25 protein-coding genes are annotated in these 21654 nt (G+C 67.5%); 23 read left to right on the forward strand and 2 right to left on the reverse strand.

The features are described 5' to 3' along the window. Position 1: 1 nt before the first annotated feature. Positions 2-1699 (reverse strand): long-chain fatty acid--CoA ligase, encoded by a 1698-nt coding sequence (locus BLW48_RS23865; RefSeq protein WP_093177841.1) that lies wholly within the window; start codon positions 1697-1699, stop codon positions 2-4. Positions 1700-1914: 215 nt separating this feature from the next. On the opposite strand from BLW48_RS23865, the gene BLW48_RS23870 reads away from it, so the two are divergent. Beyond that, a complete protein-coding gene (locus BLW48_RS23870) occupies positions 1915-2355 on the forward strand; it encodes an OsmC family protein (protein ID WP_093177843.1) in 441 nt (146 codons plus the stop codon). A 43-nt stretch (positions 2356-2398) separates the two neighbouring features. Next, positions 2399-3364 (forward strand): Bug family tripartite tricarboxylate transporter substrate binding protein, encoded by a 966-nt coding sequence (locus tag BLW48_RS23875; protein ID WP_093177845.1) that lies wholly within the window; start codon positions 2399-2401, stop codon positions 3362-3364. A 22-nt stretch (positions 3365-3386) separates the two neighbouring features. On the opposite strand, the gene BLW48_RS23880 is transcribed toward BLW48_RS23875, so the two are convergent. Beyond that, positions 3387-4112 carry a Crp/Fnr family transcriptional regulator gene (locus BLW48_RS23880; protein ID WP_093177846.1) on the reverse strand — a complete coding sequence of 242 codons (726 nt, stop codon included), beginning with the start codon at positions 4110-4112 and terminating at the stop codon, positions 3387-3389. Between the two features lie 142 nt (positions 4113-4254). Here BLW48_RS23880 and BLW48_RS23885 point away from each other — a divergent pair, with 142 nt between their 5' ends. From BLW48_RS23885 to BLW48_RS23985, 21 genes are all read left to right on the forward strand, one after another. Further along, positions 4255-4773 carry an ester cyclase gene (locus tag BLW48_RS23885; RefSeq protein WP_093058326.1) on the forward strand — a complete coding sequence of 173 codons (519 nt, stop codon included), beginning with the start codon at positions 4255-4257 and terminating at the stop codon, positions 4771-4773. Next, positions 4770-5543, forward strand: coding sequence for an SDR family NAD(P)-dependent oxidoreductase (locus tag BLW48_RS23890; RefSeq protein WP_093177848.1), 774 nt, complete (start codon positions 4770-4772; stop codon positions 5541-5543). Before BLW48_RS23885 ends, BLW48_RS23890 begins: the two co-directional genes overlap by 4 nt. Positions 5544-5577: 34 nt before the next feature. Then, the gene (locus BLW48_RS23895) at positions 5578-6651 is read left to right on the forward strand and encodes an MBL fold metallo-hydrolase (protein WP_093177849.1); all 1074 of its coding nucleotides are present in this window, start codon (positions 5578-5580) and stop codon (positions 6649-6651) included. 42 nt (positions 6652-6693) lie between these two features. After that, positions 6694-8031: an MFS transporter gene (locus tag BLW48_RS23900; RefSeq protein WP_093177851.1), complete on the forward strand. Its 1338-nt coding sequence runs from the start codon at positions 6694-6696 to the stop codon at positions 8029-8031. An 88-nt stretch (positions 8032-8119) separates the two neighbouring features. Continuing rightward, entirely contained in the window at positions 8120-8902 is a 783-nt protein-coding gene (locus BLW48_RS23905; RefSeq protein WP_093177852.1) for a GntR family transcriptional regulator, read from the forward strand. Then, on the forward strand, positions 8899-9699 hold the full coding sequence (locus tag BLW48_RS23910; RefSeq protein WP_093177854.1) for a transporter substrate-binding domain-containing protein: 801 nt from the start codon (positions 8899-8901) through the stop codon (positions 9697-9699). Before BLW48_RS23905 ends, BLW48_RS23910 begins: the two co-directional genes overlap by 4 nt. Before the next feature lie 15 nt (positions 9700-9714). Beyond that, positions 9715-10377: an amino acid ABC transporter permease gene (locus BLW48_RS23915; RefSeq protein ID WP_093058300.1), complete on the forward strand. Its 663-nt coding sequence runs from the start codon at positions 9715-9717 to the stop codon at positions 10375-10377. 24 nt (positions 10378-10401) lie between these two features. Then, positions 10402-11055, forward strand: coding sequence for an amino acid ABC transporter permease (locus BLW48_RS23920; RefSeq protein WP_093058299.1), 654 nt, complete (start codon positions 10402-10404; stop codon positions 11053-11055). Next, positions 11039-11818 (forward strand): amino acid ABC transporter ATP-binding protein, encoded by a 780-nt coding sequence (locus BLW48_RS23925; RefSeq protein WP_093058298.1) that lies wholly within the window; start codon positions 11039-11041, stop codon positions 11816-11818. Before BLW48_RS23920 ends, BLW48_RS23925 begins: the two co-directional genes overlap by 17 nt. Positions 11819-11868: 50 nt before the next feature. Further along, positions 11869-12357 carry a GNAT family N-acetyltransferase gene (locus tag BLW48_RS23930; RefSeq protein WP_093177855.1) on the forward strand — a complete coding sequence of 163 codons (489 nt, stop codon included), beginning with the start codon at positions 11869-11871 and terminating at the stop codon, positions 12355-12357. Between the two features lie 18 nt (positions 12358-12375). Next, the gene (locus BLW48_RS23935) at positions 12376-13269 is read left to right on the forward strand and encodes a LysR family transcriptional regulator (protein ID WP_093177857.1); all 894 of its coding nucleotides are present in this window, start codon (positions 12376-12378) and stop codon (positions 13267-13269) included. 91 nt (positions 13270-13360) lie between these two features. Continuing rightward, positions 13361-14341 (forward strand): Bug family tripartite tricarboxylate transporter substrate binding protein, encoded by a 981-nt coding sequence (locus BLW48_RS23940; RefSeq protein ID WP_093177858.1) that lies wholly within the window; start codon positions 13361-13363, stop codon positions 14339-14341. A 2-nt stretch (positions 14342-14343) separates the two neighbouring features. Continuing rightward, complete coding sequence (locus tag BLW48_RS23945) at positions 14344-15312, forward strand: M14 family metallopeptidase (RefSeq protein WP_371127407.1); 969 nt, start codon at positions 14344-14346, stop codon at positions 15310-15312. Positions 15313-15371: 59 nt separating this feature from the next. Then, positions 15372-15953 (forward strand): DUF1439 domain-containing protein, encoded by a 582-nt coding sequence (locus tag BLW48_RS23950; RefSeq protein WP_093078789.1) that lies wholly within the window; start codon positions 15372-15374, stop codon positions 15951-15953. Beyond that, a complete protein-coding gene (locus BLW48_RS23955) occupies positions 15950-16954 on the forward strand; it encodes a glycerophosphodiester phosphodiesterase (protein WP_093177860.1) in 1005 nt (334 codons plus the stop codon). Before BLW48_RS23950 ends, BLW48_RS23955 begins: the two co-directional genes overlap by 4 nt. Next, positions 16951-17229 carry a hypothetical protein gene (locus BLW48_RS23960; RefSeq protein ID WP_093177862.1) on the forward strand — a complete coding sequence of 93 codons (279 nt, stop codon included), beginning with the start codon at positions 16951-16953 and terminating at the stop codon, positions 17227-17229. The genes BLW48_RS23955 and BLW48_RS23960 overlap by 4 nt, the downstream gene beginning before the upstream one ends. Before the next feature lie 36 nt (positions 17230-17265). After that, positions 17266-17682 (forward strand): hypothetical protein, encoded by a 417-nt coding sequence (locus BLW48_RS23965; protein WP_093078793.1) that lies wholly within the window; start codon positions 17266-17268, stop codon positions 17680-17682. A 77-nt stretch (positions 17683-17759) separates the two neighbouring features. Further along, positions 17760-19235: a TolC family protein gene (locus tag BLW48_RS23970; protein WP_093177863.1), complete on the forward strand. Its 1476-nt coding sequence runs from the start codon at positions 17760-17762 to the stop codon at positions 19233-19235. Position 19236: 1 nt separating this feature from the next. Beyond that, the gene (locus tag BLW48_RS23975; protein ID WP_093177865.1) at positions 19237-20628 is read left to right on the forward strand and encodes a multicopper oxidase family protein; all 1392 of its coding nucleotides are present in this window, start codon (positions 19237-19239) and stop codon (positions 20626-20628) included. A 33-nt stretch (positions 20629-20661) separates the two neighbouring features. Beyond that, complete coding sequence (locus BLW48_RS23980) at positions 20662-21180, forward strand: cupredoxin domain-containing protein (RefSeq protein ID WP_093177866.1); 519 nt, start codon at positions 20662-20664, stop codon at positions 21178-21180. 10 nt (positions 21181-21190) lie between these two features. Next, complete coding sequence (locus BLW48_RS23985) at positions 21191-21637, forward strand: DUF411 domain-containing protein (RefSeq protein WP_093177868.1); 447 nt, start codon at positions 21191-21193, stop codon at positions 21635-21637. Positions 21638-21654: the final 17 nt, after the last annotated feature.

Here is a 21654-nt window from a genome sequence, read left to right on the forward strand (position 1 = left end):
CTCACTTCGCCGCGTTCTCGTCCTCCTGCAGCAACCGCCACATCACCTTCCCGCTGCCGCTCTTCGGCAGCGTATCGACGAACTGCACCTTGCGCGGAATCTTGTAGACAGCCATGTTCTCGCGGCACCAGTCGATGATCTGCTGCTCGGTCGTGTCCTTGTGCGTGGCGCGCAGCACCACGACGGCCTTGACCGACTCGCCGCGGTAGTCGTCCTTGGTCGAGATGACGCAGGCCTCCTGGATCGCGGGGTGGCGGAACATCAGCAGCTCGACCTCGGCCGGCCACACCTTGAAGCCGCTCGCATTGATCATCCGCTTGAGACGGTCGGTGATGAAGAAGTAGCCGTCCTCGTCCATGCGGCCCATGTCGCCCGAACGGAAGAAGCGCTTGCCCTCGAACTCGACGAATGCGGCGGCCGTGGCATCGGGGCGCTTCCAGTAGCCCTGGAACACCTCGGGGCCGTGGATGATGATCTCGCCTGATTCGCCGATGGGCATCTCCTTCAGCGTGTCGGGGTCGACCACGCGCGCGTCGGTGCTCATGAACGGAATGCCCAGGCATTGCTGCTTGGGATGGTCCGACGGGTTCGTGTGCGAGGGCGCGGCGGTTTCAGTGAGGCCGTAGCCCTCCTGGTACTTCAACCCGTACTGCTCGAGCAGGCGCTGCGCCACGGCCTGCGGCATCGCCGCGCCACCACCGCCGATGTAGGTCATGCTCGACAGGTCATAGCTCGCGAAGTTGGGGCTGGCCATGAGGTCGATGACCATGGTCGGGATGTTGGTCCAGGCCGTTACCTTCCAGCGCGAGATCAGCCGGCCGGCCACGTCGCGGTCCCAGCGCGGCATGATGATCAGCGTGGCCGCGGCGAGGATGGCCGTGTGCATCATGCTCACCACGCCGGTGATGTGGAACATGGGCACCACGGCCAGCACCACCGTCTCCGAGGTCGACCCGCCCCACATCTGGCCGGAGACCGCGTTGTGCATCAGGCTCGAATGGTGGTGGATGCAGCCCTTGGGCAGGCCGGTGGTGCCGCTGGTGTAGGGCAGCAGCGCCATGTCGTCGGCGCCCACCACGTGCTCGGGCGGTGGATGGCCGGCCTCGAGCGCGTCGGTCCAGGCGATGACCTTGCCGCCGTCTAGCGCGGGCAGCGGATGGCGGGTGGTGAGCCAGTCTTTCCAGGCGGGGGCCGGGGCGTCGTCGCCCGACGCGTCGGCGTCGAAGGCGTCGGTGAACTGGGTCACGATCATGTGGGCGAGCCGATGCTCGGGTGGCAGCGCATTGCTGGCCTTGGCCAATTCGGGCGCCAGGTCGCCGGTGATGATGGCCACCTTGGCGTCGGGATCGGTGATGTAGTGCTTGAGCTCCTCGGCCCGGTTCATCGGGTTGACCGGCACCACGACAGCATTGGCGCGCAGGATCGCGAAATGCGCGATCACCAGCTGCGGGCAGTTCTGCATGTCCAGGATCACGCGATCGCCGCGCTTCACGCCCAGCGCATGCAGCGCGCCGGCCAGGCGCTCGGCCTGGGCGGCGAACTCGCGGTAGCTGATCACGCGGCCGAAGAACACGAGCGCGGGCTTGTCGGGATAGCGTGCGGCCGAGGTGGCCAGGTTGTGCCAGAGGGAGGTGGCGGGGACGGTAATCGAATGCGGGAGGCGTTTGGGCCAGAACTTGTAATGCGGGCGTTGTTGCATGGTGAGTACAGGCGGGACAAAGAAAAGCGCGACAGCCCGCCAGCCTAAGCCGCCAAGGCCGCCGCTCCCATCGGGGAAGCCCCCGGAGCGTCGCCTAGGTGACGCCATTTCTTCTCACATGCGCAACCTTCTGCTCTCGCGCCTTGCGACTACAGACACGGGCCGCCTTCCGCGCGATACCTGTCAGCCCCCACCCACCGAATGAAGGAACTCACATGGCAGCAGAAAAGCACGCAAGCGTTCACTGGGAAGGCGCCGGCAAGACCGGCAAGGGCCAAGTCAGCACCGAGACCGGCGCCCTGAAAAACTACCCCTACGGCTTCGCCAGCCGCTTCGAGGACGACAAGCGCGGCACCAACCCCGAGGAAATCGTCGGCGCGGCGCACGCCGCCTGCTTCACGATGGCCTTCGCCTTCGCGCTCGAAAGAGAAGGCCTGGCCGCCACGAAGATCGACACCAGGGCGGCCGTGCGGCTGGCCAAGGACGGCGATGGCTTCAAGATCGACCGTATTGCGCTCGAACTCGACGCCTCCGTGCCGAACCTCGACGAAGCCAGGTTCCAGCAGATCGCGGCCGCCGCCAAGGCCGGCTGCCCGCTGTCGAAGGCGCTGGCGAGCGTGCCCGAGATCTCGCTGAAGGCCACGCTGGCCAGCTGAGTGCGCTGCTTATGATCGTCTCCCAATAAAAAGGAGACGGATCATGAACAAGCCTGCCCGGACCGCGCTCGCGGTCCTTTCTTTCGCCCTCGGCACGGCCGCGATGGCGGCCTACCCCGACAAGCCGATCAAGGTCGTCATCGGCTTTCCGGCCGGCGGCCCGCTCGACCAGCACGCGCGCCTGCTCACCGACAAGCTGCAGGCCGTGCTCGGCCAGCCGCTGATCGTCGACTACAAGCCCGGCGCGGGCGGCTCGGTAGGCGCCGACGCGGTCGCCAAGAGCCCGGCCGACGGCTACACGCTGATGCTGGCCAACACCGGCGTGGCCGTGATCAACGGCGCGCTCTACAGCAAGCTGCCCTACAACACGCAGCGCGACTTCGTGCCCATCGCGCGCACCGCCATGCAGCCGCTGGCGCTGCTGGTCACGCCCAAGCTGCCGGTGCAGAACCTCAAGCAGTTCGTCGACTACGCCAAGGCGCGGCCGGGCCAGGTCAACTACGGCTCGGCCGGCAACGGCGGCATCAGCCACCTCGTGCCCGAGATGTTCAAGACCGCGACGGGCATCTTCATGGTGCACATCCCCTACCGCGGCAGTGCGCCGGCCTTCACCGACCTGATGGGCGGGCAGGTGCAGTTCATGGCCGAGTCGATTCCGCAAGCTGCCAACTATCACAAGCAGGGCAAGGTGCGCGCACTGGCCGTGACCAGCCGCGAGCGCAACCCCGCCCTGCCCGACGTACCGACCGTGATCGAGTCGGGCGTCAAGGGCTTCGAGGTAGTGGGCTTCTATGGCTTCTTCGCGCCGAAGGACACGCCGAAAGACGTGGTCGCCAAACTCAGCGACGCATTCAGGCAGGTGCTGAACAACCCCGAGGTGCGCGACCGCATGGTGAGCCAGGGCGCAGACCCGGCCTTCCTGGGCAGCGAGGATTTCGCGCGCTTCCTGGCGACGGAAACGCCGCGCTGGGAAAAAGCGGTGAAGGCGTCGGGCGCGCGGATGGACTGATTCGGCACGCCTTCAGCGCGGCTCAGCGCGGGGTGGCCGCGTGCCGCTCCAGCTGCCCGCGGTCCAGCAGCTCGATGCTGCGGTAGCGCACGCGCAGCGTGCCGTCTTCTTCCCACAGCTTCAATTGCCGGTTCACGCTCTGGCGCGACACGCCGAGCATGAACGACAGGTCTTCCTGCGACACGCCCAGCAGCGTGCCGCCGCCCTCGCCCGGGCTTTGGGCGCGCGCGTCCAGCGTGAGCAGCCGGTGAGCGAGCCGCACCTGCAGCGGCATCAGGATCACGTCGTCGATCCACGCCAGCGCCTGGCGCAGCCTCAGGCAGACCAGCCGGGTGAAGGCCATGTGCACGTCGGGGTGCTCGGCCACCAGCCGGTGGAAGTCGGCCGCCGCGACCACCGCCATCTCGGTCGTGTCGGCCGCGCAGGTGTCGTAGACGCGCTCGCGCCCGACCAGCAGCGACACCTCGCCGAACCAGTGACCGGGTTCGAGCATCGCGATCACCGCCTCGCGCCCGCCCGGCGCGACCACGCTCACGCGCAACGAACCGCTGACCACGCCGAACAGCGCATCGGGCGACGACCCCTTGTGAAAGAGCGACTCGCCGCGCGCCAGCATGCGCCGGTGCGCCACGGCGAGCAGCCGCTGCTGCACGTCCCCGGCCAGCCGCATGTCGCTGTTGTGCACCGGTGACGGCTGCGCGTCCGGCGCGGCGCTGGTGGCGTTGGATGAAGGGGGCGTGCGTGGCATCGCGGGTTTGTCCCGAGCGGCGATTGCCAACACCGGACAGTCTTGTTGCAGGAGCGTGCCGATAGTAAGCAGCGAGCCCGGACCTGCGCATTCGCAGCAACCCGATGTCACCTGTCATCCCTGTCACATGGAGCACACCCCGATGAACGACAACAACACCCCACGCACCGAACTTCAAGCCCGCCGCGAGCGCCTCGTGCTCGACCACTTCGCCGACGAGACCCGGCAGGACTTCGACGCCGTGCTCGGCACCTTCCCGCATCCGCACTACGAGCTGATTCCCAGCGGCGAAGTGCACGACGGCATTGCCGACGTGCGCCAGTACTACGCCGACACGCGCCGCGCCTTTCCCGACCAGCGGCACGAGATCATCCAGTTGCGGCACGCCGACGATTCGGTGGTCGTCGAGTTCTGGCTGCTGGGCACGCACCGCGGTCCGCTCAAAGGCCTGCCGCCGACAGGCAACAGCTTTCGCTGCCGCATGAACGCGTTCTTCATCTTCGAAGGCGACCGGCTGGTGTGCGAGCGCGTGTACTTCGACACGCTGACGATGCTTCGGCAGCTGCTGGCCGGTGTGCCCGCGGAGCATGTCGCCGCGCTGGTAGGCGGGTTGCTGGGGCAGCCAGCCGCAACTCGCGCACCCGAGGCGGCGGCTGCATGACTGCGCTGCGCAACGATGCGCTCGCAGGCCGCCACGCCATCGTGACGGGCGGCGCGCGCGGCATCGGCCTTGCAATAGCGCGGCGCTATCTGGCAGCCGGCGCCAGCGTCGCGCTGTGGGACCTCGATGCGTCAGTACTGGCAAATGCGCTGCGAACGCTCGCGCCGCTCGGCACCGCCACCTCGGCAGTCGTCGACGTGCGCGACGAAGACCAGGTCGCCCGTGCTGCCGCCCAGTCGCAGGAGCGCTTCGGCGGCATTGACATCCTCGTGAACAACGCGGGAGTGCTCGGGCCGACCGTGCCTGCCTGGGAGCACACGCCCGCGCAGTGGCGCAACGTGCTCGACATCAACCTGACGGGCGCGTGGCTGTGCTGCCGCGCGGTCGCACCGGTGATGCTCGCCCGCCGGCGTGGCCGCATCGTCAACATCGCCTCGGTTGCCGGCAAGGAGGGCAACGGCTTCAACGCCGCCTACTCGGCCTCCAAGGCCGGGCTCATTTCGCTGACCAAGTCGCTCGGCAAGGAGCTGGCTGCATCGGGCGTGCTGGTGAACTGCATCACGCCCTCGGCGGCCGACACCGAAGTGTTCGCGACCGTGCCCTCCGAGCACCGCGAGCAACTGCGCACCGCCCTGCTCTCGCGCGTGCCGATGGGGCGCTTCGTCGAGGTCGACGAGGTGGCGGCCATGGCCGCATGGCTGGCGTCGGACGACTGCTCTTTCAGCACCGGCGCGGTGTTCGACATTTCGGGCGGCCGCTCGATGTACTGAGAGCCTGCGCGCCAAAAGCCAAGGAGAACTTCCCATGACCCGAGACCCCGACCCAACCGGCTTCGCACACCTGGCGGATTTCGACGGCACCCGCGACGCCGCCATGCCGCAAGACCGCCTGCGCGCCATCCGCAGCTCAGCCGAAGGCCTGCGCGAACGCCTGCTCGATGCGCCGCCGGTGCGCTTCGCGCGCAGCTTCAACCTGCTGCGCATTCCGTACCCCGCGTGGTTCGCCTTCACCGGCGTGTATTCGCAGCAGCTGCTCAAGCCGCACATGGTCCACCTGCTGGCGCGCACCGTGCTGATCCAGTACGACGACTTCGAAGGCCGCCTGCGCACACTGCTGTTCACGCCGGCCGACTTCGAGGCCGGCAACGAAACGCCCTACTTCAAGCGCCTGGGCGAGCAAACGCCGAAATTTCTGCACAAGGCCATCGCACCGGTCTACCAGACTGTCCTGCAGGCGTTGGCAAGCTGCGGCGTCGCGCCGGAGCAAGTCGACTTCATCACCTACGACCACCTGCACACGCAGGACGTACGCCGCTGGCTCGGCAGCGCCGCCATGCCGGGCCTGCTGCCGAACGCCAGGCTGCTGGTGCACCGCCAGGAACTCGCCAGCGTGCAAGGCTTGCTGCCGGTGCAGGCCGAGTGGTACTGCCCGCACGGGCTCGAAGGCGTGCCGGCCGAGCGCATCGTGCCCTTCGACGGCAGCATCCAGCTGGGCCGCGGCCTTGCGCTGGTGCATACGCCGGGCCACACAGAGGGCAACCATTCGCTGGTCTATCGCACCGCCGACGGCCTGCGCGTGAGCAGCGAGAACGGCGTGGCGGCCGACAGCTGGGCGCCGCTGCAGTCGCGGCACAACGGCATCCGCCGCTACGCGCAGGCTACCGGCGCGGAGGTGATCCTCAACGGCAACACGCAGGAAAGCAGCAACGACCAGTACCTGTCGATGGTGCTGGAGAAGACTCTCGCCGGCACCTCGTCCTCGCACGGGTTCAGCAACGTGGTGCCGTCGGCTGAATGCTCGCCGCACTGGCTGTTTCCGGGCGCGCCGGCCAGCCACCTGTGGGGCGAGACCTGCTTCGGCACGCCCACCGTCGCCTGAAACGCCGCCGCCGCAGGAACAACACAGAAGGAGACACAGACGATGAACACCGCCACCCTCGATGCCGCGGACGCACGCACGCCGGCCGACACCACCGACGCCGCGCTCTTCCGCAAGATCACCTGGCGCCTGATGCCGCTGCTGTGCGCCTGCTACGTGCTGAACTATCTCGACCGCACCAATGTCGGCTATGCACAGCTGCAGATGAAGGACCAGCTGGGCTTCAGCGACGCGGTGTTCGGCCTGGGCGCGGGCATCTTCTTTATCGGCTATGCGGTGTTCGAGATTCCGAGCAACCTGATGCTCGCGAAGATCGGCGTGCGCGCGACGCTGCTGCGCATCATGGGCCTGTGGGGGCTGGCATCGGCGGCGATGATGTTCGCAACCACGCCCACGCAGTTCTACGTGCTGCGCTTTCTCATCGGCGTGTTCGAGGCCGGCTTCGCGCCGGGCGTGCTGTTCTACCTGACGCTGTGGTTCCCGTCGCACCGCCGCGCACAGGCCACCGCGCTGTTCTTCATGGCTTTCGGCGCGGCGCCCATCGTGGCAGGGCCGATCGCCGGGCTCACCATGACCTACCTGGACGGCGTGCTGTCGCTGCGCGGCTGGCAGTGGCTGTTCCTGCTCGAAGGCATTCCGAGCGTGCTGCTGGGCGTGGCGGCGTTCCGCTGGCTGTCGAACAGTCCGTCGCAGGCGGCCTGGCTGTCCGCAGCCGAGAAGCAGCGCGTGACGCGCCTGCTGGCCGAAGACCAGGCCGCGAACGGCGCCACCGGGCGCCACACCTTCGGCGCGGCCATGCGCGACGCCCGGGTCTGGCTGATCGGCTTCATGTCGTTCCTGATCATCCTGGGCATCTACGCCATGTCGTTCTGGCAGCCCACGATCCTGAAGTCGATGGGGCTCAGCGTGCTGCAGATCGGCTTCTATTCGGTCATTCCGGCGGTGGCGGGCATTGCGGCCAACATCGTCGTGGGGCGGCATTCGGACCGGTGCAAGGAGCGTCGCTGGCACTTTGCGCTGAGCGCAGTGGTAGGCGCCGCCGGGCTGGCGCTGACCACGCTCTTCATGCACAACGCCTTTGCCGCCGTGCTGTGCCTGGCACTGGCGGCCATGGGCATTTCCGCCGCGTTCACGGTGCTCTGGTCGGTGCCCGGCAATTTCATGTCGAAGAGCGCCGCGGCCGCGGGCATCGCGCTCATCAGCACCATCGGCGGGAGCGCAGGGCTGGTGGCGCCGATGACGGTCGGCGCGCTGAAGACGCTGACGGGCGGCTTCACCCTCAGCCTCTACGTGCTGAGCGGGGCCCTGGTGCTGTCGGCATTGCTCATGCTTGTGGCCCTGCCGGCGAGCGCACTGGGCCGGGGACAAGCCCGGCGCTGAGCCCGCGCGCCCCTTTCGGGGTCATGTTCCATTTAGGTGCACAGATCTTGCATACCAGTTGGCACAGAAGCTGCTGGTATGCAGGCCTATGGCCATCTCCGCATCCGAAATCAGTGCACGCATCGTCGAAGCGGTGATGGCGCAGAAGCTCGCGCCGGGTTCGCGCCTGGGCGAGCAGCAGCTGGCGATGCTGTTCGACTGCAGCCGCACCATCGTGCGCGAGGCCCTCACGCGGCTGGCGGCGCGCGGCATCGTCACGGTGAGCGCGCGGCGCGGCTGGTTCGTCATCGAGCCCTCGCAGGACGAGGCGCGCGAGGCCTTCGAGGCGCGGCGCGTCATTGAGCTGGGCCTCATCCGCAGTGCGGGCAGCACCGGAAAGATCGAGAAGACCGCTCTGCGCCAATTGAAGGCGCACCTCCAGCGTGAAAAGGCCGCACTGAAAGAAAGCGACGTCGGCAACCGCAGCTTCCTGCTGGGCGACTTCCATGTGTGCCTGGCCGAATGCCTGGGCAACACGCTGCTGGCCGACACGCTGCGCGACTACACGGCGCGCACCACGCTGATCGCCATGCTCTACCAGTCCACGCACGACGCGGTGCAGTCGTGCGAAGACCACGTGCAGATCGTCGCGGCGCTGGAGCGCGGCGACCACGCCGCCGCCGAAGCATTGATGGCCGCGCACATCGGCACGGTGCAGTCGGCACTGCGCGTGCAGGCGCCCACCGATCCGCTGGCGCAGCTGCGCGATGCGCTGGCGCCGCTGCACAACACCAATGCCGCCCCGGCGCCCAAGGCCAAAAAGCGCCGCAAGGCTGCCGACGCCGCGTCCCCCGATTCAGATTCTTCGACTTACCTAGGAGCCTTGCTATGACCTTCTCTGCATCCAAACGCCACCTCGCCCTTGCGCTTGCTTCAGTCGCCATGCTGGCTTCGGCCGGCGGCGCGTACGCCCAGAACGCGCTCGACAACGTGCTCAAGGCCAAGACGATCAAGATCGCCGTGCCCACCGACTACCCGCCCTACGGCTCGGTCGACAAGAACATGAAGCCGCAGGGCCTCGACGTTGAAATGGCCGAGCTCATCGCCGCCAAGCTCGGCGTGAAGGTCGAGCTGGTGCCCGTGACCAGCGCCAACCGCATTCCGTACCTGCAGACCAGGAAGGCCGACCTGGTGATCTCCACGCTCGGCAAGAACCCGGAGCGCGAGAAGGTGATCGAATTCACGTCGGCTTATGCGCCCTTCTTCCAGGCCGTGTACGCCGCCAAGAGCATGAAGCTCACCAGCTTCGCCGACATGGCCGGCAAGACCGTCGCCGTGACGCGCGGCGCGATGGAAGACCAGGAGCTGAACAAGGTGGCGCCGCCGAACGTCGACTACCGCCGCTTCGAGGACAACAACGCGACCATCGCCGCCTTCGTGGCCGGCCAGACGCAAACCCTCGCGACCAGCGCGGCGGTTGCTGGCGACATGCTCGCCAAGAATCCGAAGGTGAGCGCCGAGTTCAAGCTGCTGCTGAAAGACAGCCCCTGCTTCGTCGGCGTTGCCAAGGGCGAAACCTCGCTGAAGACCAAGGTCAACGAAATCATTGCCGCCGCCAAGAAGGACGGCACGCTGGACGCGATGTCGAAGAAGTGGCTGGGCAAGGCAGCTGGCGACCTGCCCGTCTGATCGAACTGCGCGGCCATGAACATCGAGTTTGACTTTGGCGCGGTGCTCGCCGAATGGCCGCTGCTGCTGCGCGGCGTGGCGTGGACCGTCGGCCTCACCGCCGTGGGCACCGTGCTGGGCATGATCGTCGGCACCTTCTGCGCATGGGCGCGCTCGGGCGGCCCGAAGTGGCTACGCGCCATCGTGGGCACCTATGTGGAGCTGATCCGCAACACGCCCTTCATCGTGCAGCTGTTCTTCATCTTCTTCGGGCTGCCGGCAGCGGGCGTCAAGCTTTCGCCGGAGGTGGCTTCGGTGATCGCGATGGTGATGAACCTGGGCGCCTATTCCACCGAGATCATCCGCGCCGGCATCGAGGCCACGCCCAAGGGGCAGATCGAGGCGGCCGTGAGCCTGGCGCTGAGCAAGTCGCAGGTATTCCTGCGCGTGGTGCTGCCGCCGGCGCTGAAGAAGGTGTGGCCCGCGATGGTGAGCCAGATCGTCATCGTGATGCTGGGCTCCGCCGTGTGCGGGCAGATCTCGACCGAGGAGCTGAGCTACGCGGCCAACCTGATTCAGAGCCGCAACTTCCGCGCCTTCGAGGCTTTCATCATCGCCACACTGATTTACCTGGCGCTGTCGGTGGCGCTGCGGCGGCTGCTCGACTGGGCGGGTCCGAAGTTCTTCTTCGGCCGCTGACCGAATACCGAGGCCTTTTTCACCATGGCTGATTTTTCTCTCTGGGACATCCTGCGCAACCTGCTGATGGCATTGCGCTGGACCGTCGTGCTATCGCTCATCGCCTTCATCGGCGGTGGCCTCGTGGGCGCGCTGCTGCTGTTTTTGCGGATGCGCGGCGGCAAGGCGATCGGCAGGGCCGTGAGCCTTTACGTGCAGCTCTTCCAGGGCACGCCGCTGCTGATGCAGCTGTTCCTGGCCTACTTCGGCATTGCGTTGTTCGGCATCGACGTGTCTGCGTGGACGGCCGCGAGCGTGGCGCTCACGCTCTACACCAGTGCGTTTCTCACCGAGATCTGGCGCGGCTGCGTGGCCTCGATTCCGAAGGGCCAGTGGGAAGCCTCGGGCAGTCTGGCCTTGAGCTTCGGCGAGCAGATGCGCCATGTGATCCTGCCGCAGGCCGTGAAGATCGCCATTGCGCCAACGGTCGGCTTTCTGGTGCAAGTCATCAAGGGCACGGCGCTCGCGTCGGTGATCGGTTTTGTCGAACTCACCAAGGCCGGCAGCATGATTTCGAACGCCACCTTCAAGCCCTTCGTGGTGTTCAGCTGCGTGGCCCTGCTTTATTTCGTGCTGTGCTTCCCCGTGAGCCTGTACGCCAAGAATCTCGAGAGGAAAACCCATGGCCGCCGTGCTTGAACCGCAACAACCCGCCACCTCGGTGGGCGCTCCCATCGTGCGCATCACCGCGCTGCGCAAGTCGTACGGCACCAACGAAGTCCTGAAGGGCATCGACCTCGACGTGAAGCGCGGCGAAGTGATCGCCATCATCGGCAAGAGCGGCTCGGGCAAGAGCACGCTGCTGCGCTGCATCAACGGGCTCGAAGTGTTCCAGGAAGGCTCGCTCACGGTCGACGGCAAGCCCCTGCTGCACGAAAGCGCCATGGCCATGCGCGAACTGCGCCAGCGCGTGGGCATGATCTTCCAGAGCTTCAACCTGTTCCCGCACCTCACGGTCGGCAAGAACGTGATGCTCGCGCCCACGCTGGTGAAGAAGCGCGGCAGCCTCGAAGCGGCCTCGCAGGCGCGCAAGCTGCTCACGCGCGTGGGCTTGGCCGAAAAATTCGACGCCATGCCCGACCAGCTCTCTGGCGGCCAGCAGCAGCGGGTGGCCATCGCCCGCGCGCTGGCGATGGAACCGGCCGTGCTGCTGTGCGACGAAATCACATCGGCGCTCGACCCCGAACTGGTGGGCGAGGTGCTGCGCGTGGTGGAGTCGCTGGCCGACGAAGGCATGACGCTGCTGATGGTCACGCACGAGATGAGCTTTGCGCGCAAGGTCAGCGACCGCGTGATCTTCATGCACCAGGGCCGCGTGCACGAGATGGGGCCGCCGGCGGATCTGTTCGGGAATCCGCAGACGGCGGAGCTCAAGCAGTTCCTGTCGTCGCTGCATGACTGAGTGATTGAGACTGAGGGGGGTCTTGCGGTCGGCTATCCTCCGCCACCGCGATGTACATAGAGCAAGCAACACCCTCCGAAGCGGCCACAGTTGCCGCCGTTCTGAACGAAGCCGCCCAATGGCTCGCCGCCGATGGCCGGCCGCTGTGGTCGGCCGCCGACGTCGGCCTCGAGCGCGTGCAGCGCGACACCGATGCCGGGCGCTACTTCATCGCACGCGAGAACGGCGACGTGGCCGGCGTGGTGCGGCTCGACATGGAAGACCCCTTCTTCTGGCCCGAGATCGAACCGGGCAGTTCGGCGTTCGTGCACAAGCTGGCTGTTCGCCGAGCGTGGGCCGGGCGCGGCGTGTCGACCGCCCTCCTGGCCTTTGCACGAGAGCGCGCCTTCGAGCTCGGGCGCAGGCATCTGCGGCTCGATTGCGTGGCAGACAGGGCGGCCCTGCGAAGCCTCTACGAACGCTTCGGTTTCCTGCTGCACAGCGAGATTCAAAAGGGCACCTCGTCCTTTGCCCGCTACGAACTCCCCTTGGGCAACTAGCCAGCCTCGCTCCGCACCATGCAATTCAAATGGATGGAGGACTTCATCGCGCTGGCGCAGACGCGAAGCTTTACGCGCGCGGCCGAGCTTCGCCACGTCACGCACCCGGCCTTCGGGCGGCGCATCCGCGCACTCGAGTCGTGGGCCGGCGCGACGCTGATCGAACGCGGCAGCTCGCCGGTCGTGCTGACGGCGGCAGGCGAGAGCTTCCTGGACAACGCAAGCCAGGTGGTGCGCAGCGTCGAGGGCTCGCGTGAAGAGGTGCACAACGTGGCCGGCCGGCAGGCCCGCACTGTGACGCTGGTCACGGGCCGCACGATCGCGCGCACGGTGATGGCCGACTGGCTGGTGCGGCTGCAACCCGTGCTGCGCGATGGCGAGGTGCGCGTGCTGACGGGCGCGCTGGCGGAAACGGTGCGGATGCTGGAACACAACGAGGTGGATTTCTCGCTGATCTTTCATCACGCCGCGCTCACTTTCCGGCTCGATGGGCGGCAGTTTTCCCATGTGACGGTGGCGTCCGACAAGCTTGTGCCCGTGTCGCGCACCGATGCGCAAGGCCTTGCCAGGCACAGCTTCGACGGCACCGGCCAGGTGCCATTTCTGTCTTATGCCCGCACGCTCGCCATGGGCCGCATGGTGGAAGACCTGCTTGCCAACAATCCGCAGGCGCCGCGCCTCCAGCGTCGCATCGAATGCGATTCGGCCGATGCGCTCTACGAGTACGTGCTGAGAGGGCTGGGCGTGGCATGGCTGCCCTGGTCGATGGTGCAGGGCGATTGCAAGGCCGGCCGGCTGGTGCCCGTGGGCGGCCGGCGCATGGAGGTGCGCTTCGAGGTTCGGCTCTATCGGCCGAAGCGCCGGCTGGGTCCGCTTGCCGAGGATGTGTGGCGGGCAATGACGCCGCGCTAGCCCAATCGGCACGGCTTCGTGCCAGTACGGCACCACGCAGGAATGATCGGCCCCGCAGAATCCTCGGGATTACTACAACTCCGAGGCAACGATGCGTCTTCCCCGTGCTTTCTCCTCCTGTCTCGCCGTGGCCCTGTGCGGCCTTGCCTGGGCCGCCTCCGGCCCGGCCAATGCCCAGGCCTACCCGAACAAGCCCATCACGCTGGTGGTGGCCTACCCGCCGGGCGGCTCGACCGATCTCACAGGGCGTGCGCTCGGCGTCGAGTTGTCCCATTGCCTCGGCGTACCGGTGATCATCGACAACGTGGGCGGTGCCGGTGGCGCCATCGGCGCGCAGAAAGTCGCCAATGCCGCGCCCGATGGCTACACGCTGCTCGCCGGTGCCAGCAACGAAGTGGCAATCAACAGGCTGGTCAACAGCAACGTGAAGTACGAGCCCAAGGACTTCACCCCCATCGGCCTGATTGCCTCGCAGCCGCTGGTTCTGGTGGCCGCCCCTGGCGCCGGCGTGAAGAACACCGGCGAATTCCTCGCGCTGCTGAAGAAGAACCCCGGCAAGTACAGCTACGGCAGCTCCGGCGTCGGAACCTCGCTGCACCTGGCCGGAGAAATGCTCAAGCAGCAGGGCGGCGTGTTCATGACGCACGTGCCCTACCGCGGCGTGGCGCCGCTCACCAATGACCTGCTGGGCGGCAACATCGACTTCGGCGTGTTCGTCCTCTCCAGCGCCCTGCCCTACATCCGCAGCGGCAAGATGGTGGCGCTGGGCACCACCGAGGCCAGGCGCTCGGCCATCACGCCCGACCTGCCGGCGCTCAGCGAGAACCCGAGCCTCAAGGGCCTGGACATCGGCGTCTGGTTCGCGCTGCTGGGGCCGGCGAAGCTGCCGGAGCCGGTGCTGGCCCGGCTGAAGACGGCACTGAACGAGACGCTGCAGTCGCCCGACTTCCGCAAGAAGATGGAAGCCACCAGCTCGGTCGTCCCGACGTCGAACGTGGACATCGACAAATTCCTGGTCACCGAGACCGCCAAGTACAAGACCATCGTCAAATTCGCCAACATCAAGGAATGAGCTTGTCCACGCTGTTTCAACTCCCCGCCCCCGATCTTTCTGCCTGGCGCGCCGGCAACACCGGCGTCGAAGGCGTCTGGCACTTTGAAGCCGAAGCGCCCGGCCGGCACGTGATGATCAGCGCGCTCGTGCACGGCAACGAAGTTTGCGGCGCCTGGGCGCTCAAGGGCCTGCTGGAGGCCGGCGTGCGCCCGCAGCGCGGCACGCTCACGCTGGCGTTCTGCAACCTGGAAGCCTTCGACACCTTCGACGTGGCCGACCACGATGCCTCGCGCTTTGTCGACGAAGACCTCAATCGCCAGTGGCTGCCCGATCGCATCGAAGCCGGTGGCACGCGGGAGAGGCGTCGTGCCGCGGCGCTGCTGCCCTATGTGACTCAGGCCGACTGGCTGCTCGACCTGCACTCGATGCACGAGCCCTCGGCGCCGCTGACGCTCACCGGCATCCAGCCGCGCAATCTGCGGCTGGCGCAGGCAATGCGCAGCCCGGAGCACGTGGTCATCGACGCGGGCCACAAGGACGGCGTGCGCATGCGCGACTTCGGCCGGTTCGGCGCGCCCGATGCCGACGCGCAAAGCGACGCCCTCGCACTGCTGGTCGAATGCGGATTCCATGGCGACCCGGCCAGCCGCACGGTGGCGCAAGACCAGTGCGCGCGCTTCCTGCGGGCGGCCGGCACGCTGGACGATGCCGCCATCGCGCAGCAACTGCCCGGCTGGCTGCAGCCCGACGCACCCCGGCAGTGGGCGCTGGACGTGACCGGCCCCGTGGTGGCGCGCGGCGAGGACTTCCGCTTCGCGCAGCCCTTCACCGGCCTGGAAGTGATCGAACGCGCGGGCACCGTGATCGGCTGGAACGAGGGCGAGCCCGTGGTCACGCCCTACGACGACTGCGTGCTCGTCATGCCCTCGACGCGCCAGGCCAAGCCGGGTGTGACGGTGGTGCGTTACGCCCGTCGCAGGCTGCTCTGAGGCACCGCCCGAGGGGCGGCTGGCGGGAACCTTTGCGGCTGTGGCAAGCTCGGGCCGGTATGAACCTCCGCACCCCGTCCCCCACCTCCCGCCGTCGGGTACTGCGCGCGCTGCTGGGCGCCGCGGCCCTGCAGGCGCCCTTCGCGGCGCTGGCCGGCTTCAATTTCTTCACCAGCGAATACACCGCCACCCGCGACGAGCTGCAGACGCAGATCGCCAAGCGCTTTCCGGTGGCCGAGCGCTATGCCGAGATCTTCATGGTCGGGCTGCGCGATCCGCAGTTGGGCCTGGACGCACGCGGCAACCGCGCGGCCATCACGGCCACGCTGACCATCGCCAGCCCGCTGCTGGCGGCCTCGCCGGTGCAGGGCCTGGTGTCGGTCAGCAGTGCGCTGAGGTACGACCCGGCCACACGCGCGCTGCGGCTCGACCAGCCCAAGGCGGAGCGCCTCGAGCTGCAAGGCGTCGAAGGCCGCGACGCCGAGCGGCTGCAGAAGATCGGCGCGGTGGTCGCGCAGGAACTGCTGCAGGGCCAGGTGCTGCGCAGCTTCACGGCCGACGAACTCACGGTCGGGCGCAAGACCTACGAGATCGGCGACATCACGGTGCAAGACAACGGGATCAAAGTGCAGCTCAAATGAAATACGCCCTTCTCTCTGCTGCCCTTTCCGCCCTGCTCATGGCAGGCTGCGCCGCCGTCCTGCCCACGGCCAAGCAGCACTTCGACCTCGAAGCCCACCGCGGTGGACGCGGACTGGCACCCGAGAACACGCTGGCCGCGTTCTCCAATGCCGTCGACCTTGGCGTGACCACGCTTGAACTCGACATCGGGCTCACGGCCGACGGCGTTGTCGTGATCTCGCACGACACCTCGCTCAACCCCGACCACACGCGCGATGCGAGCGGCGCATGGCTGGCGCCGAACACCGGCGCGGCCATCCGCTCGCTCACGCTGGCGCAGCTGCAGACCTACGACGTGGGCCGCCTCAATCCGACGAGCAACTACGGCAAGCAGTTCGCGCTGCAGCAACCGCGCGACGGCGAGCGCATTCCGACGCTGGCCGCGCTGTTCGCGCAGGTGCAGGCACGCGGCGCCGACGCGGCCACGGTGCGCTTCAACATCGAGACCAAGATCGACCCGACAAAGCCCGAGGAAACCGCCGCGCCCGAGCCGATGGTGCGCGCGCTGCTCGCCGAGATCGACAAGGCGAAGATGGCCGACCGCGTGACGATCCAGAGCTTCGACTGGCGCACGCTGGCGCTGGTCGGCAAGCTCGCGCCGCAATTGCCGCGCGCCTACCTCACAACGCCCCGCACGCTGAAGGACAGCCGCTGGACCGCCGGAATCGATGCGGCCGGCTTCGCCTCGGTGCCGCAAATGGTCAGGGCCGCTTCGGCCAACGCGCCGGGCCCGGCGATCTGGTCGCCGGCTTTTGCCGACCTCACGCCTACCGTCATCAAGGAAGGGCAGAAGCTCGGCCTGAAGGTGCTGCCCTGGACCGTGAACCAGCGCGCCGACATGCAGCGGCTGATGGACTGGGGGGCGGACGGGATCATCACGGACTACCCGGACATCCTGCGCGACCTGATGCGCGAGCGCGGGCTGTCGCTGCCTCCGCCCGGAAAGAACACCAAGTCATGAGCGCCGCACAGCAACTCGACACCATTGCCGCGCGCATCGCTGCCCTACGCACTAATGACGGCGGCTCCGTCACCACGCTGTCGAACGAAGCCCGTGCCAGCGCCGAGCTGCTCGGCGCCCTGCCACCGCGCTACGGCGAGGTGCTGCTGAGCCTGCTCGACCGGCTGGAGTCGAGCGCGCTCTTCAGCGAGGAAAGCTGCTCCTTCAGCCAGAAAGACCTGCTCGACAACCTGCAGGTGTGGGTTGACAAGGCCCGGGGCCAGGTGGTGTCTTGAACTGATGTCTTAGGACGCAGGTTTATCATCCCGCCCATGCGCACCCTGCTGCTCGCCCTCATGATCGCCCTGCTGCCCATCCGCGGCTGGCTCGGCGATGCCATGGCGGTCGAGATGGTGCGGCATTCGCTGCCGGCGGCTGAGGCGGCCGTGTCCATGGCGACAACGGCCACCGAAGCCCACTGCCACGAGGCGATGGATGCCGGCAGCAGCATGGATATGCAGATGGACATGGCGGACCACGCCGGTTCGCATGACAACAGCAGCAACGACGGCGCCGGCCATCAAGGCTGCGGCACCTGCACCGCCTGCCAGGTCTGCCATACGGTGGCCCTTGGCGGCATGCCCCTCGTCGACATCGTGCACAGCGCGCCCCAGGCGCCGCCCGCGGCACACGCGGCCCGCTTCGCCAGCGCAGAGCCCGCACAGGGCCTGAAGCCGCCCATTTCCTGATCTCCCTGCCCGTAGTCCGTCCGCAGTGAGCCCTTTCCGGCTCGCAGCGTCCGTCGTATTGCTCATGGAGATCGAGCGTGAACCCCATTGTTCGCCGGCAGTTTGCCGGCCCCCCTTGCTATCGAAGAAGTAGCGCGCTGCTCAAACGCGCCACTGCACTCGCGAGCGTCCTGATACTGGCAGGCTGCGCCAGCCTCTCGCCCGACGGCGGCACCGCCGACGTGCAGGCGCTGGTCCACGGCAACCCGCTGATGGCGGGCACCGCAGCCCAGCGCACGCCCGACGAAGCCTCGCAAAAGAGCGTCGATGCCCTGCTCGCCAGGCCGCTGGACGTCGAAGCCGCGGTACGCATCGCGCTCATCAACGGCCCGCGCGTGCAAGACGCCTTCGCCACCCTGCAACTTAGCGATGCCGACCGTGTGCAGGCCGCGAGCCTGCCGAATCCGGTGCTTTCCTTCAGCCGGCTGGCGCAGGGCAGCGAGCGCGAGTTCGAGCGGATGCTCAGCTTCAACGTGGTGGGCCTGGTCACGCTGCCATGGCAGGCCCGATGGGCTGGCCAGCGGCACGAGGCGGCCAAGCTGCAGGCTGCGCAAAGCGTGCTGATGCTCGCCGCTGAAACTCGCCGCGCCTGGGTGCGCGCAGTGGCCGCGCAGCAAAGCGTGGTCTACCTGCACGATGCGAAGGAGGCGGCCGAAGCCGGCGCCGAGCTCGCGCATCGCATGGCCCAGGTCGGCAACTGGAGCGCGTTGCAGCGCACGCGCGAACAGTTGCTGCTGGCCGACGCGGCCGCGCAGCTCGCGCGGGCCGAACAGGCGGCTGTCGCCAGCCGCGAGCAGCTCACGCGCCTGATGGGCCTGAGCGGCGCTCGCGCCGGCTACACCCTGCCCGACCGCCTGCCACCGCTGCCGCAAGCCGCGCCCGAACTGGGCGACGTGCAGGCGCTGGCGCTGCGCGACCGCCTCGACGTGCGTTCGGCGCAAGCGCAGAACACGGCCGTGGCCGGCTCGCTGGGCCTGACGCATGCCACCAGCGTGATCAACGCGATGGAACTGGGCGTGGTGCGCAACACCACCTTCGACAACGACGCCGATCGCACGAAAAAGACCAAGCGCGGCTTCGAACTCGACCTGCCCATTCCGATCTTCGACTGGGGACAGGCCCGCAACGGCCGCGCCGAGGCGCAATACCTGCAGTCGGCCGCCCGCGTGCGCGACATGGGCGTGCTGGCCGCGAGCGAGGCGCGCGAAGCATGGCAGGGCTGGAACACCGCCTACGCCATCGCCCGCCGCTACCGCGACGAGGTGCTGCCGCTGCGCAAGAAGGTCAACGAGGAGATGGTCCTTCGCTACAACGGCATGCTCGCGAGCGTGTGGGAGCTGCTTGGCGAAACGCGCGCCAGCATGCTCGCCGTGAACGCCGGCATCGAGGCGCAGCGCGATTTCTGGCTGGCGGACACCGATCTGCAGCTGGTGCTCACGGGCAGCTCGCCCGGTGGAATGACGGCTGCGCAGACCGCGTCGGCCGGTGATGCCCCCGCAACGGGAGGCCATTGACATGAACCGTCGCAACTTCTTCGCAGGCGCAGCCACCGCTGTTGCCGCAACCACCGTCAGCCGTGTGTCCATGGCAGCGCTGCCCGAACCCGTTTCGCAAGGCTCCACCGCCACTGCGCCGCCGCTCGTTCCGCCGAACGGCCGCCCGTACAACCCCGTCGTCACGCTCAACGGCTGGACGCTGCCCTGGCGCATGAACGCCGGCGTCAAGGAATTCCACCTCGTCGCGGAGCCCGTGGTGCGCGAGATGGCGCCCGGCTTCAAGGTCAACATGTGGGGCTACAACGGCCAGTCGCCCGGCCCGACCATCGAGGTGGTCGAGGGCGACCGCGTGCGCATCTTCGTGACCAACCGGCTGCCCGAGCACACCACCGTGCACTGGCACGGCCAGCGCCTGCCCAACGGCATGGACGGCGTGGGCGGCATCACGCAGCCGCACATTCCGCCGGGCAAGACCTTCATCTACGAGTTCACCGCGCGCCGGCCCGGCACCTTCATGTACCACCCGCACGCCGACGAGATGGTGCAGATGGCGATGGGGATGATGGGCTTCTGGGTCACGCACCCGAAGGAGAGCCATCCGCTGATCGAGCCCGTGCAGCGCGACTTCTGCTTCCTGCTCGGCAGCTTCGACGTGGAGCCCGGCAGCGCCACGCCCAAGGTCAACACCATGACCGACTTCAACATCTGGAGCTTCAACAGCCGCGTGTTCCCGGCCATCGACACGCTGAACGTGCGCAAGGGCGACCGGGTGCGCATCCGCGTGGGCAACCTCACGATGACCAACCACCCCATTCACATCCACGGCCACGAGTTCGAGGTGACCGGCACCGACGGCGGCCCCGTGCCGCGCACCGCGCGCTGGCCCGAGGTGTCGGTTGACATCGCGGTGGGCCAGATGCGGCAGATGGAATTCATAGCCGACGAAGAGGGCGACTGGTCGCTGCACTGCCACAAGGCGCACCACACCATGGGGCCGATGGGCCACGACGTGCCCACCATGATCGGCGTGGACCACAAGGGCGTGGCCGAGAAGATCCGCAAGCTCGTGCCCGACTACATGGTGATGGGAGACAAGGGCATGGCGGACATGGGCGAAATGGAGATGCCCATCCCCGACAACACCGTGCCGATGATGACCGGCACCGGCCCCTTCGGATCGGCCGAGATGGGCGGCATGTTCACGCTGCTGAAGGTGCGGCGCGACCAGAAGCCCGGCGACTATCGCGATCCGGGTTGGTTCAAGCACCCGCCCGGCACCGTCGCGCGCGAAGTACCGAACGCGAACGTGCCGCCGGCCACGCGCAAGGAAACGCCCACACCGTCGATGAAGAACGCCACCCCCGATGCAACCGTGCGCAAGCCCTCCGGGTCTGGCGCACACAACCACTGATTCCTTTACCCCTTCCTCTCTGGAGCTCAAATCATGAACAAGACACTCATCAAGTCCATCGCCGCGGGCCTCGTGCTCGCGGCTGCCACTACTGCTTCGTTGGCCCACGAGGCCCACAACGGCCCCAAGCCCAAAGGCGCCGCCACGCTCGCGCCCGAGCAGAAGGCCTGGGGCATCGCAGGCAAGGCCAATGCGGTGAAGCGAACCATCGACATCGCGATGGCCGACGACATGACCTTCACGCCCTCGGTCATCGAAGTGCGCGAAGGCGACACCATCCGCCTGCGCCTGAAGAACCGCGGCAAGGAACTGCACGAACTCGTGCTCGGCACCACCGCCGAGATCGAGGCTCACGCGGCCATGATGAAGAAATTCCCGGAAATGGAACACGACGATCCGTGGATGGTGCATGTGCCCGCCGGCAAGACCGGCGACATGGTCTGGACCTTCAACCGCGCCGGCGACTTCGACTTCGCCTGCCTCGTGAAAGACCACTACGAACTCGGCATGGCCGGCCGCATCCGCGTGCTGGCTGCCGCTGGCAAATCCTGAAGGAGAAACCATGCAACGAAGAAACCTGCTGCTGGCACTGGCTTCCACTGCCGTGCCTTTCACAGCGATGGCCGCGGCACCGATGGTCGAGATCTGGAAAGACCCGAACTGCGGCTGCTGCCAGGACTGGGTCAAGCATCTCAACAAGAGCGGCCTCGCCACGCGCGTGCACGACGAAGGCAACGCAGCCGCGCGCACCCGCCTTGGCGTGCCCGCCAAGCTGGGCTCGTGCCACACGGGCCTCGTCGGCGGCTACGCCATCGAAGGCCACGTGCCCGCACGCGAAGTGCAACGGCTGCTCAAGGAAAAGCCCAAGGCCGTCGGCCTCGCCGTGCCCGGCATGCCGATCGGCTCGCCGGGCATGGACGGCCCTGCCTACGGCGACCAGCGCGATCCCTACGACGTGCTGCTGGTGCTGGCCGATGGCAGCACGCGCATCTATCAAAGCTATCGCTGAATCAACCGACAACCGAG

The sequence above is a fragment of the Variovorax sp. YR266 genome (assembly GCF_900107295.1).
Lineage (GTDB): Bacteria > Pseudomonadota > Gammaproteobacteria > Burkholderiales > Burkholderiaceae_C > Variovorax.

Coding starts and splice junctions, on each gene's coding strand:
- BLW48_RS23900 (WP_093177851.1), top strand. CDS start 6,694: ATGAACACCGCCACCCTCGATGCCGCGGACGCACGCACGCCGGCCGAC.
- BLW48_RS23875 (WP_093177845.1), top strand. CDS start 2,399: ATGAACAAGCCTGCCCGGACCGCGCTCGCGGTCCTTTCTTTCGCCCTC.
- BLW48_RS23920 (WP_093058299.1), top strand. CDS start 10,402: ATGGCTGATTTTTCTCTCTGGGACATCCTGCGCAACCTGCTGATGGCA.
- BLW48_RS23950 (WP_093078789.1), top strand. CDS start 15,372: ATGAACCTCCGCACCCCGTCCCCCACCTCCCGCCGTCGGGTACTGCGC.
- BLW48_RS23965 (WP_093078793.1), top strand. CDS start 17,266: ATGCGCACCCTGCTGCTCGCCCTCATGATCGCCCTGCTGCCCATCCGC.
- BLW48_RS23915 (WP_093058300.1), top strand. CDS start 9,715: ATGAACATCGAGTTTGACTTTGGCGCGGTGCTCGCCGAATGGCCGCTG.
- BLW48_RS23865 (WP_093177841.1), bottom strand. CDS start 1,699: ATGCAACAACGCCCGCATTACAAGTTCTGGCCCAAACGCCTCCCGCAT.
- BLW48_RS23890 (WP_093177848.1), top strand. CDS start 4,770: ATGACTGCGCTGCGCAACGATGCGCTCGCAGGCCGCCACGCCATCGTG.
- BLW48_RS23905 (WP_093177852.1), top strand. CDS start 8,120: ATGGCCATCTCCGCATCCGAAATCAGTGCACGCATCGTCGAAGCGGTG.
- BLW48_RS23925 (WP_093058298.1), top strand. CDS start 11,039: ATGGCCGCCGTGCTTGAACCGCAACAACCCGCCACCTCGGTGGGCGCT.
- BLW48_RS23870 (WP_093177843.1), top strand. CDS start 1,915: ATGGCAGCAGAAAAGCACGCAAGCGTTCACTGGGAAGGCGCCGGCAAG.
- BLW48_RS23885 (WP_093058326.1), top strand. CDS start 4,255: ATGAACGACAACAACACCCCACGCACCGAACTTCAAGCCCGCCGCGAG.
- BLW48_RS23895 (WP_093177849.1), top strand. CDS start 5,578: ATGACCCGAGACCCCGACCCAACCGGCTTCGCACACCTGGCGGATTTC.
- BLW48_RS23880 (WP_093177846.1), bottom strand. CDS start 4,112: ATGCCACGCACGCCCCCTTCATCCAACGCCACCAGCGCCGCGCCGGAC.
- BLW48_RS23930 (WP_093177855.1), top strand. CDS start 11,869: ATGTACATAGAGCAAGCAACACCCTCCGAAGCGGCCACAGTTGCCGCC.
- BLW48_RS23985 (WP_093177868.1), top strand. CDS start 21,191: ATGCAACGAAGAAACCTGCTGCTGGCACTGGCTTCCACTGCCGTGCCT.
- BLW48_RS23960 (WP_093177862.1), top strand. CDS start 16,951: ATGAGCGCCGCACAGCAACTCGACACCATTGCCGCGCGCATCGCTGCC.
- BLW48_RS23975 (WP_093177865.1), top strand. CDS start 19,237: ATGAACCGTCGCAACTTCTTCGCAGGCGCAGCCACCGCTGTTGCCGCA.
- BLW48_RS23955 (WP_093177860.1), top strand. CDS start 15,950: ATGAAATACGCCCTTCTCTCTGCTGCCCTTTCCGCCCTGCTCATGGCA.
- BLW48_RS23980 (WP_093177866.1), top strand. CDS start 20,662: ATGAACAAGACACTCATCAAGTCCATCGCCGCGGGCCTCGTGCTCGCG.
- BLW48_RS23935 (WP_093177857.1), top strand. CDS start 12,376: ATGCAATTCAAATGGATGGAGGACTTCATCGCGCTGGCGCAGACGCGA.
- BLW48_RS23910 (WP_093177854.1), top strand. CDS start 8,899: ATGACCTTCTCTGCATCCAAACGCCACCTCGCCCTTGCGCTTGCTTCA.
- BLW48_RS23940 (WP_093177858.1), top strand. CDS start 13,361: ATGCGTCTTCCCCGTGCTTTCTCCTCCTGTCTCGCCGTGGCCCTGTGC.